General features: G+C 72.6%; 15 protein-coding genes and 1 pseudogene. 14 read left to right on the forward strand and 2 right to left on the reverse strand.

Annotated elements, in window-relative coordinates; translation table 11 throughout:
* Positions 1 to 131 precede the first annotated feature (131 nt).
* On the reverse strand, positions 132 to 803 hold the full coding sequence (locus ACIRRH_RS09315) for a Tat pathway signal sequence domain protein (protein WP_403064012.1): 672 nt from the start codon (positions 801 to 803) through the stop codon (positions 132 to 134).
* A gap of 476 nt (positions 804 to 1279) precedes the next feature.
* Here ACIRRH_RS09315 and ACIRRH_RS09320 point away from each other — a divergent pair, with 476 nt between their 5' ends.
* The 4 genes from ACIRRH_RS09320 (at position 1280) to ACIRRH_RS09335 (ending at position 4847) form a co-directional block, all read left to right on the forward strand.
* Positions 1280 to 2008 (forward strand): TetR/AcrR family transcriptional regulator, encoded by a 729-nt coding sequence (locus ACIRRH_RS09320; RefSeq protein WP_403064015.1) that lies wholly within the window; start codon positions 1280 to 1282, stop codon positions 2006 to 2008.
* 183 nt (positions 2009 to 2191) lie between these two features.
* A complete protein-coding gene (locus tag ACIRRH_RS09325; RefSeq protein WP_403064018.1) occupies positions 2192 to 2848 on the forward strand; it encodes a DUF6230 family protein in 657 nt (218 codons plus the stop codon).
* 2 nt (positions 2849 to 2850) lie between these two features.
* The gene (locus tag ACIRRH_RS09330) at positions 2851 to 3381 is read left to right on the forward strand and encodes a DUF6114 domain-containing protein (protein ID WP_403064021.1); all 531 of its coding nucleotides are present in this window, start codon (positions 2851 to 2853) and stop codon (positions 3379 to 3381) included.
* Positions 3382 to 3593: 212 nt separating this feature from the next.
* Positions 3594 to 4847, forward strand: a complete 1254-nt coding sequence (locus tag ACIRRH_RS09335) for a globin domain-containing protein (protein ID WP_403064024.1) — start codon at positions 3594 to 3596, stop codon at positions 4845 to 4847.
* Positions 4848 to 4884: 37 nt separating this feature from the next.
* Here ACIRRH_RS09335 and ACIRRH_RS09340 read toward each other — a convergent pair whose 3' ends face one another.
* On the reverse strand, positions 4885 to 6288 hold the full coding sequence (locus tag ACIRRH_RS09340; protein WP_403064027.1) for a selenium-binding protein SBP56-related protein: 1404 nt from the start codon (positions 6286 to 6288) through the stop codon (positions 4885 to 4887).
* 109 nt (positions 6289 to 6397) lie between these two features.
* Here ACIRRH_RS09340 and ACIRRH_RS09345 point away from each other — a divergent pair, with 109 nt between their 5' ends.
* The 10 genes and pseudogenes from ACIRRH_RS09345 (at position 6398) to ACIRRH_RS09390 (ending at position 16910) form a co-directional block, all read left to right on the forward strand.
* Entirely contained in the window at positions 6398 to 8713 is a 2316-nt protein-coding gene (locus ACIRRH_RS09345) for a tetratricopeptide repeat protein (RefSeq protein ID WP_403064030.1), read from the forward strand.
* A gap of 18 nt (positions 8714 to 8731) precedes the next feature.
* Entirely contained in the window at positions 8732 to 9733 is a 1002-nt protein-coding gene (locus ACIRRH_RS09350) for an alpha/beta hydrolase (protein ID WP_403064033.1), read from the forward strand.
* 53 nt (positions 9734 to 9786) lie between these two features.
* Entirely contained in the window at positions 9787 to 10581 is a 795-nt protein-coding gene (locus ACIRRH_RS09355) for a spermidine synthase (protein ID WP_403064722.1), read from the forward strand.
* A gap of 122 nt (positions 10582 to 10703) precedes the next feature.
* Positions 10704 to 10910: pseudogene (locus ACIRRH_RS09360) on the forward strand (hypothetical protein); the annotation flags it as partial.
* A 165-nt stretch (positions 10911 to 11075) separates the two neighbouring features.
* A complete protein-coding gene (locus ACIRRH_RS09365; RefSeq protein WP_403064036.1) occupies positions 11076 to 11915 on the forward strand; it encodes a class I SAM-dependent methyltransferase in 840 nt (279 codons plus the stop codon).
* Positions 11916 to 12109: 194 nt separating this feature from the next.
* The gene (locus ACIRRH_RS09370) at positions 12110 to 13108 is read left to right on the forward strand and encodes an RNA polymerase subunit sigma-70 (protein ID WP_403064039.1); all 999 of its coding nucleotides are present in this window, start codon (positions 12110 to 12112) and stop codon (positions 13106 to 13108) included.
* A gap of 81 nt (positions 13109 to 13189) precedes the next feature.
* A complete protein-coding gene (locus ACIRRH_RS09375; protein ID WP_403064042.1) occupies positions 13190 to 13711 on the forward strand; it encodes a pyridoxamine 5'-phosphate oxidase family protein in 522 nt (173 codons plus the stop codon).
* 216 nt (positions 13712 to 13927) lie between these two features.
* Positions 13928 to 14461 (forward strand): hypothetical protein, encoded by a 534-nt coding sequence (locus ACIRRH_RS09380; protein ID WP_403064045.1) that lies wholly within the window; start codon positions 13928 to 13930, stop codon positions 14459 to 14461.
* A gap of 62 nt (positions 14462 to 14523) precedes the next feature.
* Positions 14524 to 15537 carry a hypothetical protein gene (locus ACIRRH_RS09385; RefSeq protein ID WP_403064048.1) on the forward strand — a complete coding sequence of 338 codons (1014 nt, stop codon included), beginning with the start codon at positions 14524 to 14526 and terminating at the stop codon, positions 15535 to 15537.
* Positions 15538 to 15578: 41 nt separating this feature from the next.
* A complete protein-coding gene (locus ACIRRH_RS09390) occupies positions 15579 to 16910 on the forward strand; it encodes a Dyp-type peroxidase (protein WP_403064051.1) in 1332 nt (443 codons plus the stop codon).
* Positions 16911 to 17199 lie beyond the last annotated feature (289 nt).

Raw genomic sequence — 17199 nt, forward strand, 5'->3', positions numbered from 1 at the left:
GGGGGTGGGGCGGTGGTGTTGGTGCGGCACGGCGGCACGGCGGCGCAGCGTCACAGCGGTACGGCGGCGTACGGCCCCGGTGAAGGTGCCGTACGCCGCCGTCGTCACGACGGGCCGGACGGGCCCTGGCGTCAGTTGACGAAGAGGACCGGCTGGCCGGGGGCGGTGATGTCGAGGACCTGGCCGTAGGTGGCGCTGAAGTAACCGGTCGAGAAGCACAGGCTCGGGCCGGAGGCCAGGGCGAACGGCTGGCTGGTGAAGCCGATGGTGTTGCCGGTGTTCGAGGTGGTGCCGTTGATCCCGGTGGTGTTCTGGTAGTTGCAGCTGATGCTGCCCAGGATGGTGTTGAGCACCACCGTGGTGCCCATCGCGCCGGCCGCGCCGGGGGTGAGCTTGACCGGGTTGCCGGGGGCGTCGCTGACCGTGTTGGTGTACGGCAGGTTGGTGACGGTGATGCTCTTGACGCCCGTGACACCGAGGACGTTGGAGGTGCAGGAGCCGAAGGTCTGGGTGTCGAGCCGCTCGACGGCGCTGCCCGGCGCGGCCGGGTTGGAGGTGACGGTCGCCGAGAAGGAGGAGGAGGCACACTTGATGCCGCTCGTCCCGGAGGCGCTGTTGTAGAAGGTCGCGTAGGTGCCGGAGACCAGGCTGGCGCTCAGCACGTCACCGACGGCGACGTCCGGGCCGGTCGGGCTGCCGGTGGTCAGGACTGCTGATCCGGCGGCCTGGGCGGGAGCCACGGCCGCGCCGGTGAGGGCGAGCGAGGCGAGGGCGGCGGTGGCGAGGGTGCGGCGGATGCGCATGAGGGTACCTCTCTCCGTCCGGTGGACGGGTGGGGGAATCCCCGCGTGCGGGTGTGGTGGTGTGCACGACGGGGGAGGTGCATGGCGTACCGGGGGCTTCGTACCGGAGGCTTCGGCTCATGCCGAGGGGCGGGCGGGCCCGGCGCCACGGGCCCGTCCGTGCGGTACGGCGGTGCGGACGTACGCGAGGTGAACGTACGGCGGTGCGGTGGTACGGCCTTGCGTACGGGCGGCGGCGTGGAACACCGCGGAACCGCGCGTTCGGTCGGGGACGTGCGGTGCCGTGGGGGCACGTCGACGGCTGCCACCGTCGCGGTCCTGCCCCGCCGTGACCCCGTGGCCTGGGCGTTCGCCCCGGCCCGTCGGAGCCCCCGGAGGTCCCGCCGGTGGGAGTTCGCTCGTCCACCGGTTGGAAACCTGTCAGTGTTGTAAACCCGGCGTTACGTCAATGTCAATACAGGACACAGGAGTTGGTGATGGATCGGAAGTACCTCCGCGGAGCCGACGTGGTCCTGCTGCCGGGTGCTCGGACCGGCCGCGATCCGGCCCGCTCGATCAAGCCCGGCCCGCGTCGGCTGCCCGCCGGCGTGATCGCCGCGACCCAGCGCGAGCGGCTGCTGGACGGGCTGGTGCGGACCGTCGCCGAGCGCGGCTACCAGCACGCCACGATCAGCGACATCTGCCGCGCGGCGGGCGTGACCAGGCCGGTCTTCTACGAGCTGTTCAGCGGCAAGGAGGACGCCTTCCTGGCTGCGCACCGGTACGGCACCGGCGTGGTGATCCAGCGGATGGGGGCGGCCTTCGCGGCCGAATCCGACTGGTGCCGGGGCGTCCGGAAGGCGCTCGGCGTGATGCTCCAACTGCTCGCGGGAACACCGGCGTTCGCCACGATGGCGGTGATCGAGATCGAGGCGGTCGGCCCGGCCGGCCGCCGTGAGCGAGCCCAACTGCTCACCAGGTTCCGGGCGTTCTTCGCCGACGTGCCCCAACTGCCCGGCGGGGTCGAGTCGAAGGAGATGGTGGACGCCGTGGTGGGCGGCGTCTACAGCGCGATCTACCGGCGGATCGACTCCGGCCGTACCGAACAACTGCTGGATCTCCTGCCGGTGTTGAGCATGTTCTGCCTGTCGCCGTTCCTCGGCCCGGCGGAAGCGGCCGAACGGCTGGGGGTGAGGGACTGGCCGAAGCGGGTCGCGGATTGGTGAAGATCCTTCGTCACCTGTATTGACCGGGCCAATACCGGGCAGTAGCTTCCCAGTTACTTACCGCGCTCCGACCTGACCCGCCCCGCTGCCGAGGGGCGGACGGACCGGTCGGGCCGGGGAACGCTGTCCGCGCCAGGACAACGTGCCAGTGCCTGCACACCCATCCACCCACAGGGAGCACACATGGCCATGTCCGAGGACGCCGCCACGGCGGCCGAGACCCCGCAGACGCCGAGCACGTCCAGAAGAGGCCGGGTACGGCTGAAGCGCACCGCCCTGATGGCCGTACCGGCCGTCGCGGCCGGAGGCGTCCTGATGGCGCTCACCGCCCAGGGCGTGCTCGCCGCCCAGTTCTCCATCTCCGGCATGCCGTTCACCATCACCGCCGACAAGCTGGAGGGCGAGGGCTTCGCGCAGTTCGGCGCGCTGGACTCGATGATCCCCGACAGCCCCAACGCGGGCTCCACCGGCGGTCAGGTGCTGGTCGCGGTGTCGGCGATCAAGAAGGCCGAGATCACCAACCTGTGCCAGAGCGTCGACCTCGGCGGCATCAACCTGGTGATCCACGCGGGTGACGGCGGCACCCCCGTCTCCGCCAGCAACCTCACCACCGACTCCGACATGCTCTCCGGCGACGCGGAGTTCACCAACATCGAGATCGGCGGCGACGCCAGCACCTACACCAAGGCCGGCCCGATCGGCAAGGGCGGCCCCGGCGTGTTCGGCCAGCAGGCCGACACCGTCAAGCTGACCCACCTGAACCAGCACAACTACGCGAGCACCGCCGTCGGGTTCAAGCTGCCCAACCTGCGGCTGAGCTTCAGCTCCACGGGCTGCTGAGCATGACGGAGTCCGTACCGGAGCAGGCCGGCACCGGCGAGGCCACCGCGGCGCGGGCCGAGGGGGTGGTCGCCGAGGGGACGGCGGCCGCGCCCGCCCAGGCCGTGGCGGCCCCTGTGGCCGAGCCCGCCGCACGCCCGGTCAAGCGCGACTGGCGGGGCAGGCGACCGTTCTGGGGCGGGCTGCTGGTGACGCTCGGCGGCGCCGAGATCCTGTTCACGCTGAAGGCCCCGCTGCCCGTCATCCTGCACATCGGGATGCAGGGGCTGGCCGGGTACCTGGTGCCGGCGGTGATGATGCTGTGCGGCCTGCTGATCCTGTTCAACCCGGCGCAGCGGCTGTTCTACTCCATCCTCGCCGTGCTGGCCTCGCTGGCCAGCTGGGTCACCTCCAACCTGGGCGGCTTCCTGGTCGGGATGCTGCTCGGGGTGGTCGGCGCCTGTCTCACCTTCGGGTGGTTGCCCGACCAGCCGCTGCGCCAGGGCCGGCAGCGGCGGCTGGAACGCCGGGAGGCGCGCCGGGCGGGAGTCTGACGGCGGTGCCCCGGGTCCCGGTGGTGGGAGAGCACCGGGGCGCGGGGCACCCCTGCGTCGTAGCGCGGGAGCATCCTGCACCGTAGCCGTCCACGGTGGCCGAAAACCATTCCGGTCCGCACGCACCACCGCAAGGGGTCGAAGGTCCCGGGTCCGCCCGGGGCGATCGGCCCTTCTCGCGATCGGCGCCCCGGCAGTTGACTGGGCAGGACATGGACAACAGCAGCAGCACGCAACTTGCCAACGGCACCGCCACCGCCGAGTACGACCGTCTCATCGCCCGTCACCACGCCATGCGCCTGCGCCGCCAGCTCCTCGCCCCGTCCTCCTCGGCCGGCGGCGACTTCGGGTACGGCGCGTACGGCGAGGACGGCGGCTACGACGGCGCCGCCGACCAGCACCTGATCCGGCGCGACCTCGACCTGATCTCCCCGCTCGCGGAACTGATCGACCACCTGTACGCGGTGATGTTCGGCCGCCGCCCGTTCCTGCGATCGCTCTTCCCCACCTCGATGGAGTTCCAGCAGCTCCACCTGGAACGGATCTTCCACCACCTGATCGACCACCTCGACCGCCCGGACGAGCTGGCGCAGACTCTCCGCCAGCTCGGCCGCGACCACCGGAAACTGGGCGTCCGGCCGGTGCACTACGAGGCCTTCGAGGAAGCCCTGTGCGCGGCCGTCCGGCACCGGGCCGGCGAACACTGGACCGAGGAGCTGGAGGGCGCCTGGGTACGGATGCTCCGCTTCGCCGTCGGCTCGATGGTGGCCGGCGCCGACTCCGCGCTCACCGAGCCCCCGTACTGGCACGCCGTGGTGACCGGCCACGAGCGCCGCCGCCCCGACCTCGCCGTGCTGCGGGTGCGCACCGGCGAGCCGTACCCGTACCAGGCCGGGCAGTACGGCACCGTCGAGCACCCGGCGCTGCCGCACACCTGGCGGCAGTACTCGATGGGCTGCGCCCCGCGCGCCGACAACGAGCTGGAGTTCCACGTCCGCCGTACCGGCGTCGGCGGGGTCAGTGCCGCCCTGGTCGAGCACACCGCCGTCGGCGACCGGCTGCGCCTCGGCCCGCCGCGCGGCAGCCTGATGCCCGACGGTGACGCCCGCGACCTGCTGCTGGTCGCGGGAGGCACCGGCCTCGCCCCGATGAAGGCGATCGTCGAGCAGCAGGCCGCCCACCGGCCGACCGGCCGCCGGGTCCACCTGTTCGTCGGCGCCCGGGACCGCGCCGACCTCTACGACTGGCAGGCGCTGTCCGAACTCGGCCTGCACAAGCCGTGGTTGACCGTCACCCCGGTCACCGTCGGCGAGCTCGCCGACACCGTGGCGACGGCCGCAGACTGGCGCGAGCACCTGGCCTGCGTCACCGGGCCGGTCGGCATGGTCGGCTCCGTCCGCACCCGGCTGGCGGCGGCCGGGATGCCGTCGGCGCAGGTGCGGTTCGACCAGGCGCTCTTCCGGTGATGCCGGCAGGACGGTCGTCGGTTCGGCGGTCGTCCGCTCAGCGGAAGCAGTAGGAGTCGGAGGAGGCGTCGCCGCCCGCCAGGTGGGTCTGGTGGACGCGCAGGCCCCGGAAGTCGGCGCCGTGCGGGAAGAAGCGCTCGTCGATGCTCAGCCCGCCGGCGTCCGGGTCGGCGTCCAGCTTGACCATCCAGGGCTCGATGCCGTCCGGATAGAACTGGTCGTCCCAGGCGCCGTAGAGCGAGTTGGTGAGGTAGATCCGCCGGCCGTCCCGGCTGATCTCCACCATCTGCGGCGCCCCGCTCAGCGGACGGCCGGGCTCGGCCGGGTGCGGGGTGCGGGCGGCGATCCCGCCGAGCCGCACGGAGCCGGCCAGGCGGGGGTGGAACGGGTCCGAGACGTCGTACTGGAACAGCTCGCCGGTGCCCCAGGCGGACACGTACAGCCAGCGGTCGTCCACCGACAGGTTGATGTCGGTGACCAGCGGCGGCACCGCCCCGAACGGCTGCAGCGCGGGCGGCAGGTCCTCGGCCTTGGCCGGCTCGGCGGGGATCTCGATCACCTTGCGCGCGGTGAACGCCGGCCCCTCCCGGTACCAGAGCCAGACCGAGGAGGACAGGTCCTCGACGTTGGTGACCACCCCGGCGAACCCCCACTCCGCCTGCGGGTCGTGCGCCGGGCGCAGCTCCAGCACCATCTGGTACTGGTCACCGAGGTCCACCCGCTGGAGGTGGCGGCCGGAGTCCAGCTCCCAGAAGTGCAGCGCGTGGCCGTACTTGCGCCCGAGCAGGAGGTCCGGCACCACGCCGTCCTCCACCATCCACGGGCTGCCCCACTCGCTGGTGATGCCCACGTTGGTGCCCAGGTGCCACCAGACGTCGTAGGCGAAGTGCTGCGGGCCGCGCTCGGTCTCCCAGGCGCGCAGCACCTCGAAGGTGGTGTGGTCGAGCAGCGCCACCCCGCCCGGGCCGTCGTTGCCCTCGCCGCTGCCGAGGCAGGAGAGGAAGACGCCGTCGGGGCCGCAGTGCAGGGTGTGCGGGCGCGAGTAGCCCGCCTTGGCGGCGAGCTCCTCGGCCTCGATGGTCTTGACCAGGTGCGGGCGGACCGGGTCGGGGTGGGTGTCCAGCACGTGCAGCCGGGAGGAGCGCAGCCCGGGGAGCAGCAGGTAGCGCCGCTCCGGGTCCCGGTGGCAGGCGTGGGCGAGGGCGCTGGAGCAGGCGTTCCAGCCGAAGTGGTGCAACTCGTCGCCGAGCGTGGGCAGTTCGGCGAAGTTCAGGACCTTCCCGTAGCTCGCCGAGTCCGGATCGGTGTCGACGCTCAGCAACGCGTCCGGCCGCCGGCCCGAGCGGTCGAACCCGGCCACGTACGCCAGCTTCTCCGGCGGAGCGGCGATCGCCTCGGCGGCCGAACGGTAGAGCGACGGATCGGTGTGCCCGTGTTGCATGCAAACTCCCCAACTCGCCTTGTCTGTCCGGAAAGCGTTCCACACAACCACCGGCGCACAGCAGGCGCACGAGAAGCGGTCGGGAGGCGCGGGCGGCTACCCTGACGCGGTGCACAACAGCATTCGCGGGGGGAACTTCCACGGCCCGGTCGTCCAGGCGGACACGGCGCACGTGACGGTCACCGCCCGGCCTCCCACGATCGCCGGCCTCCCGCCTCTCACCTCCGCCTTCACCGGCCGCGACCAGGACCTCGCCGAGCTCCGGACCCTGCTGACCTCGGACGGCCCGTCAACGGTGACGGTCACCGGCCTCGGCGGCATCGGCAAGACGACGCTGGCGGTCGCCGTCGGCCACGCGCTGCTCGACGCCGCCCACTTCTCCGCGGCCCTGTTCGTCGACCTCCGCGGCTACGACGAGACGCCGGTGGAGGCCGGGCAGGCCCTCGACACCCTCCTGCGGGCCCTCGGCGTCCCCGCCGAGCACATTCCTCCGGACCCTTCGAACCGGGCCACCCTCTACCGCGCCCGACTGGACCAGTACGACGGAGGCGTCCTGGTCGTCGCCGACAACGCCTCCGCCGCCGAGCAGGTCCGCCTCCTCCAACCCCCGTCCGCCCGCCACCGCCTGCTGGTCACCTCCCGCGAAACCCTCCCCAGCCTCGGCGCGCGCCTCCACCGCCTCGGCGTCCTCGGCCCCGAGGCGGCCGTGGCCCTCCTCGACACCGCCGTCCGGGCCGCCCGCGCGGACGACGACCGCATCACGGCCGGCCCGGCGTCCGCTCGGCGGATGGCGGAGCTGTGCAGCCACCTCCCGCTCGCCCTGCGGCTCGCCGCCGCCCAGCTCGTCCTCGACCCGCACCTGCGTCCGGACGAGCTCGCCGCGGACCTCGCCGACCGCGCCGCCCGGCTCGACCTCCTGGACGACGGCGAGGACGGCATCCGGATCGTGCTCGACCGCTCGCACCGGCGGCTCACCGAGCCGCAGGCGGAGCTCTTCCGGCTCCTGGCCCTCAACCCCGGCGCCGACATCTCGACCGAGGCCGCTGCCGCGCTGGCCGGCTCGAAGGTGCGTGAGGTCCGCTCCCGGCTCGCTCGGCTCGCCGGCTGTGCCCTGGTCGAGCAGTCGGCGGGCGGCGGCCGCTGGTACCTGCACGACCTGGTGCGCGACTACGCCCTGGAACGGGCCGATCGGCACCCGGCGGCCGGCGAGGACGCCCTGCGGCGCCTGCTGGTGTACTACGCGGTGACGGCCGAGGCCGCCGACGCGGACCTCAAGGCACTCCCCGGAAGTTCGGGCCCCGGCCGGTTCCGTGACCAGACCGAAGCCCTGGCCTGGCTGGAGCACGAGCGGGCCACCCTGGTCGCGGCCGTGCGCGTGGCGGCGGAGACGGGCCTTCCCGTGGTGGCCGTGAGTCTGTCCGCGTCGCTGGTCGCCCACCTGGTCCGGCGGTCCCGGAACGACGACGCCCTCGCGGTGACGGAGGTGGCGCTCGCCTCCGCCCTCGCCCTCGGGAACAGGTACGAGGAGGCGGTGGCGTGGCACAACCTCGCCTACGCGCACAGCCATTCCCGCCGCTTCAAGGAGGCGATGGCGGCCCTCGGCACCGCCGGCGTGATCTTCCGTGAGCTCGGTGACCGGCCGGGGGAGGTCGCCACCTACGCGAACCTCGCCGAGATCCTGGCGAGCCTGCACCAGCCCCAGCAGGCCATCGAGGCGGTCCGGCACGCCCTCGCCCTCGTGCACGACCTCGGCGACCGACGGCGGGAGGCCCAGCTGTCCACCCACCTCGGTGCCCTGCTGTTCGAGGCGGGGCGGGCGGACGAGGCCCACGAGACGTTCCGGCAGACGATCACGGTGTTCCGGGAACTGGGGGACCGGCGGGGCGAGGGGACGTCCTGGGACCTCGTCGCCCAGATCCTCAGCAACCAGTGCCGCTACGAGGAGGCGATCGAGGCCCATCGGCAGGCGCAGGCCGCTTGGCAGGGCACCGGCGACCGGCACAGCGAAGCGGTGGTGCTGGGCGACCTCGGCGTCACCCTCGTGCGGGCGGGCCGGGCCGGCGAAGCGGTGGAGGCCCACGAACGGGCCGGCCGCCTGCTGCGGGAGACCGGTGACCGCCGGAGCGAGAGCCTGAGCCTGCGCAACCTCGGCATCGCCCTCCGGCGCACCGGGAGGACGGACGAATCCCTGGCGGCACACCGGCGGTCCCTGGCCATCTGTCAGGAACTCGGTGACCGCACCGGCGAGGGCAGCACCTGGACCGCGCTCGGAGCCGTGTTCACCGACCTCGGCCGGCACGCGGACGCCGAGGAGGCCCGACAGCAGGCGGAGCGTGCCTTCGCCGAGGCCGACGACGCGCTCTCCGAAAGCATTGCGATCATCACATCCCAGCAGGTCGGCGATGCCGCGGATGAGCAGGGCTGAGCCAGTACAGTCAGCCCCATGGAGTTCGGTGAAGACATCCTGGGTGCCCCCTACGAGGCGGCGGAGCTGACGCTGCGGCCCGATGCCGAAGGGGCGGTGTGCGCGACGCTCGTCCGTCGGCTGGTGCCCGGGGCGGAGCGGGCCGTGCTGTACATCCACGGGTACAACGACTACTTCTTCCAGACCAACCTCGCCGACCACTACACCGCGCTCGGGTTCTCCTTCTACGCGCTGGACCTGCGCAAGTACGGGCGCTCCCTGCGCCCGCACCAGTCGCCGAACTTCGTCCGCGACCTCGCCGAGTACGACGAGGAGATCGACGAGGCGGTCCGGATCATCCGCGAGCTGGACGGACACCGGCAGCTGCTGCTCAACGGGCACTCGACCGGCGGACTGGTCGGGGCGCTGTGGGCGGGGCGACGGGCCGGGCGCGGGGTGGTGGACGGGCTGTTCCTGAACAGCCCGTTCCTGTCGATGCCGGCCGGGCAGGCGGTCCGTACGGTCGGCGGGCCGGCCGTGACGGCGATCGGGCGGCTGGCGCCGACCCGCATCCTGCCGTCCTCGCTCAACCCGCACTACACCCACAGCCTGCACAAGGACCACAAGGGCGAGTGGGACTTCGACCTCACCCTCAAGCCCGCCGAGGGCTTCCCGCTGTACGCGGGGTGGCTGGCGGCGATCCACCAGGGCCACCGGCGGCTGCGCCACGGGCTGGGGATCGACGTGCCGGTGCTGCTGATGGCCTCGACCCGCTCCGTCTCCACCACCAAGTGGCACAACGCGCTGCACCACGCCGACGCCGTGCTGCGCGCCGACGACATCGCCGCACAGGGGCCGCAGCTGGGCCGGCACGTCACCGTCGTGCGGATCAACGGCGGCATGCACGACCTGGTGCTGTCCCGTGAGGCGGCCCGCACCGAGGCGTTCGCCGAGCTGGACCACTGGCTGGCGGCCCACCTCGACGTGCGTCCGGCGGACGTACGGCCCGTGGCCGCGCAACCCGCGGGGGAGAGCGCGTGACCGACGAGCCGGTGCCGGTCGGGCGGCGGACCGACCTGGGCTTCGCCAAGCTCATGCCCGACCTCGACCGGGACGGCGGCTGGCTGCTCACCCTGGACGGCACCCCGCAGTCGTACGTCGACCTCGCCGACCCGACCCACCTGGAGTTCGAGTACACCCGGCGCCTCGGCCACCTCGCCGACGCCCTCGCCCCCGCCGGGCGGCCGCTGGACGTGTCGCACCTCGGCGGCGGCGCGCTCACCCTGCCCCGCTACCTGGCCGCGACCCGGCCCGGTTCGCGGCAGCGGGTGGTGGAGGTCGACGGGCCGCTGTTGGAGCTGGTCGCCGAGCAGCTGCCCTGGCAGGGCCCCGGCGCGGACATCACCGCGACCGTCGGCGACGCCCGGGCGGCCCTCGCCGAGACCCCACCCGGCTCGCAGGACCTGGTGATCGCCGACGTCTTCCACGGCTCGCGCACCCCCGCCCACCTCACCTCGGTGGAGTTCCTGCGGCTGGCGGCGACCGCGCTGCGCCCCGGCGGCTGCTACGCGGCGAACCTGGCGGACGGCCCGCCGCTGGCCTTCGCCAAGGCGCAGGCGGCGACGGTGCGGGCGGTGTTCCCGTACGTCTGCCTGGTGGCGGAGGCGCCGGTGCTGCGCGGCCGGCGGTACGGCAACATCCTGCTGGCGGGGTCGACGGCGCCGCTGCCGGTGGCCGAGCTGACCCGGCTGCTCGCGGGCGACATCTTCCCGGCCCGGCTCACCGAGGGGGAGGACCTGGCGGCGCTGGTCGGCAGGACCGCCCCGGTCACCGACGCGGAGGCCACCGACTCCCCGCCCCCGCCGGACGGCGCCTTCAGCATCGGGTGAGGCCCCGTACCGGCGGGGCTGGCCCGCCCCGCCGGTACGGGGCGTGCCCCCGCGGCCCCGACGCGGAAATCCGGTGGGCCGTCACGCGGCCCTGCCAGTAGCGTGCGGGGACGACGGAGGGCGGCGTGTTCTGGAAGACCCCGGAGATCGTCGCCTGGGCGCAGGGCCGCCCGTTCGCCTGGGTCGACGACCTGATCACGGACGCGGACCGCGCCTGGGTCGAAGCCCACCACCGCGGTCCGGCGCTCCTCCACCACGTCGATCCGAGGGCCGGTCTGACGGCGGACGACTTCGCCCGGCTGGCGGACTGGTCGGACCGGCTGGGCTGACCAGTCCGCCGGCCGGGCGCGCGCCGCGTTGCTCCCGCCGCCCTTCGCGCCGGTCGGCGCGTCGGCGGAACGGGAGGTGCGGACGGGGTGTCAGAATCGGCGGGTTCATGCCCACGACGGGAACGCGACGGGAACGCGACGGGACCACGTCCGAAGGAGCGAGCGATGAGTGGTGGCGGGGAACGACCGGAGCTGGGACAGGTGCCGGAGACCGCGCTGTGGACGCTGTGGCACCGGGCGCTGGAGGCGCGGCGGCCGGACACCGTGCTGCCGGACCCGAAGGCGGTCGAGCTGGTGGACCGGATCGACTTCCCGTTCGCGGAGCGGTTCGGCACCAGCGCCACCCAGGCCCAGCTCCAGGCCCTGCGCGCGGCCTGCTTCGACCGCGAGGTGGCCGACTTCCTCGCCCGGGAGCCGCGCGGCACCGTGGTCTGCCTGGGGGAGGGCCTGGAGACCCAGTACTGGCGGGTCGACAACGGGCGCGCCCAGTGGCTCACTGTGGACCTGCCTGAGTCGGTGGCGCTGCGCGAGCGGCTGCTGCCGCCTGGCGCGCGCCAGCGCTACCTGGCCGCCGACGCCACCGAACTGGGGTGGGCCGACGAGGTGGACCGCAACCGTGAGGTACTGATCACCGCTCAGGGCTTGTTGATGTATCTTCAGCCGGCCCGGGTGAGATCCCTGATCGCAGGCTGCGCGGAGCGGTTCCCGGGCGGCTCGCTCGTGCTGGACGCCGTGCCGCGCTGGTTCAGCCGACTCACCCTGAAAGGGACGATGCGTGCCCACGGCTACCAGGTGCCGCCGATGCCGTGGGCGATGGACGCGGATGAACGGGGCAAGCTCCGCACCGCCGGTCCGGCGGTGGCGGCGGTGCGGGACGTCCGGCCGACCGGCGGACGCGGGCTCGTCGGCGCCCTGCTGCCACTCGCACTGAGCACCCCGCCACTGGCCACCCGCCGTCCCTCCGTCACCGTTCTGGAATTCGCCGAGCGGCCCGAGCAGTCGTAGACGGTTTCCCAGGGTCTCACGGGGGAGGCGGCATCCCCCGAGACGACGAGCCGCACCGCCGCCGGAGGCGGGTTGCCGGCCGACGATCGTCTCAGCGGCATGAAAGGGTGCGTCTCCGGGGGTGGTTGCCGGCTTCGCTGTCCAGTGGTGCCGGTGACTGTCAGGGCCTTGGGAGCTTGGTGTCGGACGGACTGGTGAGTGTGGACAGCGAGGTGTCCGCCGCTGTGCGGGCAGCGGACGGGGCGGCGTTCGGCGGGCTTGCCGAGCGGTACCGGCCGGAGTTGCGGGTGTACTGCTACCGGATGCTGGGCTCCTACGACGAGGCCGAGGACCTGGTGCAGGAGGCGTTGCTGCGGGCGTGGCGCTATCGCGGGAGTTTCCAGGGCCGCTCCACGTTCCGGGCGTGGTTGTACCGGATCGCGACGAACGTGTGCCTGGACTTCCTCGACCGGCACCCGCGGCAGCCGAAGCCGGGAGAGGCCGGTCGGCCGGCGGAGGTGTCGTGGCTGCAGCCGTACCCGGACCGGGTGCCGGAGCCGGTGGCCGCACGGGAGGCGGAGCCGGAGGCGGTGGCCGTCGCCAGGGAGACCATCGAGTTGGCGTTCGTGGTGGCCATCCAGCATCTGCCGCCCCGCCAGCGGGCGGTGCTGATCCTGCGGGACGTGCTCGGCTGGTCGGCGGCGGAAACGGCCGCGCTGCTGGAGACGAGCGTGGCCGCGGTGAAGAGCGCACTGCAGCGGGCACGCCCGGTACTGCGGGAGCACCTGCCGGAACGCCGCGCCGTCCGGGCCACGGCCACACCACTTGCCGATCGGGAGCGCGAGCTGCTGCGACGGTTCATGGCCGCCCACGAGCGGGCCGACATGGCGGCGTTCGCAGACCTGTTGAGCGAGGACGTACGGCTGTCCATGCCGCCGTTGCCGTACTCCTTCGCCGGCCGGGCGGACGTCGTCGCGTTCGTCGAGGACGCCCTGGCACCGGGATCGCCGCTGCATCGGGGGCAGTGGCGGGGTGTGCCGGTCGTGGCGAACCGGCAGCCGGCCATGGCCGGCTACATCCGGCTGCCGGGAGAGCCGGCCTACGAGCCGCAGGTGCTCAACGTGCTGCGCGTCGAGGACGGGAAGATCACCGAGATCGTCGCGTTCGGGCCCGGGGTCTTCGGCGCGTTCGGCCTGCCGGCGATCCTGCTCTGACGGCTCCGATTCCTTTTCCGCGCTCCGGTGGTCTCACAGTGCACGACCGCGACCGGCGCGGTCGAGAACAAGGAGTTGACCGTGCACACACTGACCCCCGAGGAACCGGCAGCCCTGCCGCAGGGAGACGTCCGTCTCCTGGACAACACCGTCGCGCAGGCCTTGCTGGCGTCGACCGAGCTGGCGCGCGTGGCATACGTGGCCGCCGACGGCACACCACGGGTGTTCCCGATGCTGTTCCACTGGACAGGACACGATGTGGTGCTGTCCACGTTCTTCCCCGCCCGGAAGATCGCGGCGCTGCGGGCCAGGCCCGACGTGGCGATCACGATCGACGCCGCGGGGACCCCGCCGCAGGCGCTGCTGATCCGTGGTCGTGCCCGGGTGACCGATGTCGACGGAATCGTCCCGGAGTACCTGCTGACCATGCGCCGCTACGCCGGTGACGAACAGGGCGCGGCCCAGGTCGCGGCCGTCGACCGGCCGGGCGTGCGGATGGCGCGGATCGCGGTGCGCCCCGCCTGGGTGGGAGTCCTGGACTTCCGGACCCGGTTCCCCGGCGACTCCACGGCCGCGGAGTTCAACCGCCGGGGACAGGCGTGACGGCCGAGCACGTGGTCATCCCCGGAGCCGCGTCCGGTTCCTGATCCAGCCGGCCGGTGACAGGGGCTCCATGCCCGACCCTGTCACCGGCGGGTGGCAGGGTCCCCGCAGTGCCCGGTACCGATCACGACGCCGGGTGCTCGCAGGCGGTCGGCGGCGCCGCGTGCGACGATGTAGGGGATTCGGCCCGGCCGGCAGGCGGCGGGAGGAACGGACATGGAGATCAAGCCGCAGGCGGCTGTCATCCCCAAGGACACCGACCAGCTCGAACAGGGGAAGTACGGCCCGGTCTTCCCGAAGACGCCCGCGTGTTACGGCTTCACGATCGTCGCGAGGGTGAAGCCGGGCCGGGCCGAGGCCATGCGGGAGTACGGGTACGCCCTGGCCGAGGCGCTGGAGAGCGATCCACATCTTCTCGCGCCGCTGAAGCTGCACTACCTGCGCTGGGTGCTCTTCGACGACGACACGCGGTTCATGTACCAGGGGATCTTCGACACCGATTTCGACAAGTACACCGAGGACGCCATCGCCCTGTTCAGCAGGGCGGGGGTGAGCACGGCTTTCGAGAACCTCGAAGGGTTTCCCGAGGACTGGAGAACCAACCCCGAGGCGTTCGTCAGGTTCGTGCGTGCGCACCACTGCCCGAGCTTCATCGAGTACGGCGAGTACCCCTACGTCACGGCCGACGAGATCAAGAAGGCGCTACGGATCAAGAACGCCCTGTCGGAGATGCTCGACCAGTTGCAGTGAGAGCCCGCGGCCCGCCTGCGCGCGAGTTGACGCGTCGATGGCCCACTGCCGAGGGAGGCACGATGAGCGAGGCCACCACCGCCCGCACCTACAACCAGAACCACGTTCCGCGCGCCCCCACGCCCGGCCGGCGGCGGGTGAGTGTCTACGTCTCGTGGAGTTATCCGGCCGAGGCGGGAAGGAACGCGGCCGAGCTGGACAACCGGTTCTCCACGATGACCGAGGTGCGGCGGGTGGCCTGGCCTGCCTACGAGGACCCGAAGTGGTCCGACCCGCTGCGGTTCCAGCAGGGCATCGCGGGATCGCTGGAGTTGTTCTTCTGGGCCTGGGTGCCGTTCCAGCAGTTCGTCGAGGAAGCCACCGGACACCCCGTCCCCGTGTACCAGCGCGTCGACCAGGCCGGGTTCCACACCCCGCTCGACGAGCGGGTACTGGCCGACACCGACACCCTGTTCGTCTTCGGGCTGGACCACATGGTCACCGGCCAGGAGGCGGAGCCCGGGGAGGTCGAGGCGCTGCGGGCGTTCCTCGGCCGGGAGGGCGCCTGCCTGGTCCTCGGGCCCCACCACGACGTGGGGGCGTCGGACGATCTGACGGTGCGGGACATCGAGTACCACCACCACGGCGATCCCCTGGTGCCCCGGCAACAGCGCTTCGCCGGATACCTCCGGGGTGTGATGCACGGACTCGGCGTGCCGGTGGAGAACCGCTACGGGCTGCGGCCCGCCGTGCGGGAGCAGAACAGGATCGCCCCGTTCTCCGCGTCCAGGGACCTGGACCCCAAGGGATGGCTGGAAGGGGTGGCCAACTTCAACTTCCACCAGCACCTGCCGCACTACGCCGTGACGACGGACGAGCCGGACGTCGTTCACGTCCTGGCCAGGCAGCCGATCGACACCTCCAGGCCGCATCCGTTCACCGAAGCCGGCAACCTCACGTTCAACATGTTCCTGTGGATGCCCCCCGAAGGTGAGCGGGCCGGCGACATCCTGCTCGCCGACTCCACGATCTTCAGTTCCTTGTTCGGCGGCGACGAGAGCCTGCGCAACTTCTGGCGGAACCTCGTCACCAAGTAGAGCCGCAGGCCGCTGCAGAGAGCGGCGAGGAGGTGGCTCCCGTGAACGAACCGCGAGCCGCACTGGAGCTCGACGACATCCAGCGTGGAGTGCTCAGCCCCCGGCCGACCCCGTACGCGGCGACCTATCTGGTGTTCCGCATCGACGACCGAACGCACGGGCGGGAGCTGATGCGGCGCGCGAGCGCGACGGTGACCTCGGCCGGCGACTCGGTCAGCCCCCTGGGGGAGACGTGGGTGAGCGTCGCGGTCACCCGCCACGGGCTGGAGGCCCTCGGTGTGCCGCGCTCATCGCTGGAGACGTTCGCGTGGGAGTTCCGGCAGGGAATGGCCGCCCGTGCCGGAGCACTGGGTGATGACGGCGAGAGCAGCCCCGAGCACTGGGAGGTGCCACTGGGAACCCCGGACGTCCATGTGGTGCTCACCGCGGTCGCACCCGACCCCGAGCAGCTGGCGGCGGCCCTCGACCGGGCCCGCCTCGCCTACGACCGGCTCGCCGGGGTGACCGAGGTCTGGCGGCAGGACTGCTACGCGCTGCCCACCGAGACCGAGCACTTCGGATACCGTGACGGCGTCAGCCACCCGGCCGTCGAAGGCAGCGGCATCGCCGGGTCGAACCGGTCGGAGGCGCCGCTGAAGGCCGGCGAGTTCGTGCTCGGCTACCAGGACGAGCTCGGCGGCACCCGGACCCCGCAGCCGGAGGCGCTGGGACGCAACGGTAGCTACGCGGTCTTCCGCAAACTCCACCAGGACGTCGCCGCGTTCCGCCGCTACCTGCGCCAGGCCGCCACCGGTCCCGAGGACGAGGAACTGCTGGCAGCCAAGATCATGGGCCGCTGGCGCAGCGGAGCTCCGCTGGCACTCAGCCCGCAGCACGACGACCCCGCCCTCGGCGCGGACCCCGGCCGGCGCAACACCTTCCTGTACGCACGGGAGGATCCGGTGGGGTTCATCACCCCTGGCGGTTGTCACATCCGCCGGGCCAACCCCCGCGACGCCCCGGTGGCGGGCGAGGTGCGCCTGCACCGCATGATCAGACGCGGCGCCGTCTACGGCCCTCCGCTGCCCGCGGACGTGCTGGAGGACGACGGGGCGGACCGGGGCCTGATGTTCGCGTTCATCGGAGCCCACCCGGGGCGGCAGTTCGAGTTCGTCCAGTCCCAGTGGATGAACGACAGCGTGTTCTTCGGCTCAGCCGGTGCCAAGGACCCCGTCGTCGGGTCCCACGACGGCAGCGACGGCTTCACCGTCCCCCGGCGGCCGGTGCGCCGGCGCCTGCCCCCGCTGCCGCGGTTCGTCGTCACCCGCGGCGGCGAGTACTGCTTCCTGCCGGGTCTGCGGGCCCTGCGCTGGCTCGGTGATCTGCGGGACTGACCGTGTGATGAGGCACACCCCGGCACCGCCGCGAGGCTTTCCACGGGCCCGGGGGTTCGGGCTCGACGGCGGCCCGGAGGCCGGGGCCACCGAAAGTCCCACGCCTGCGATCGCGCCTCCTCCGGGACGCCGGCCCGGGAACCCGGCGCCCCGGCCGAAGCGGTCGAGGCGGTGGTCGTACCGCGCTTTGCCGAATCTTGGAGAAACGCTGGTCAACCTGGAACCATGGTGTGGGGGCGTACGTCGTAACCACCGGTGATCGGCCGGGGGGACAGGCCACCCGGCACGT

It is taken from the genome of Kitasatospora sp. NPDC101235 (assembly GCF_044767505.1).
GTDB lineage: Bacteria > Actinomycetota > Actinomycetes > Streptomycetales > Streptomycetaceae > Kitasatospora.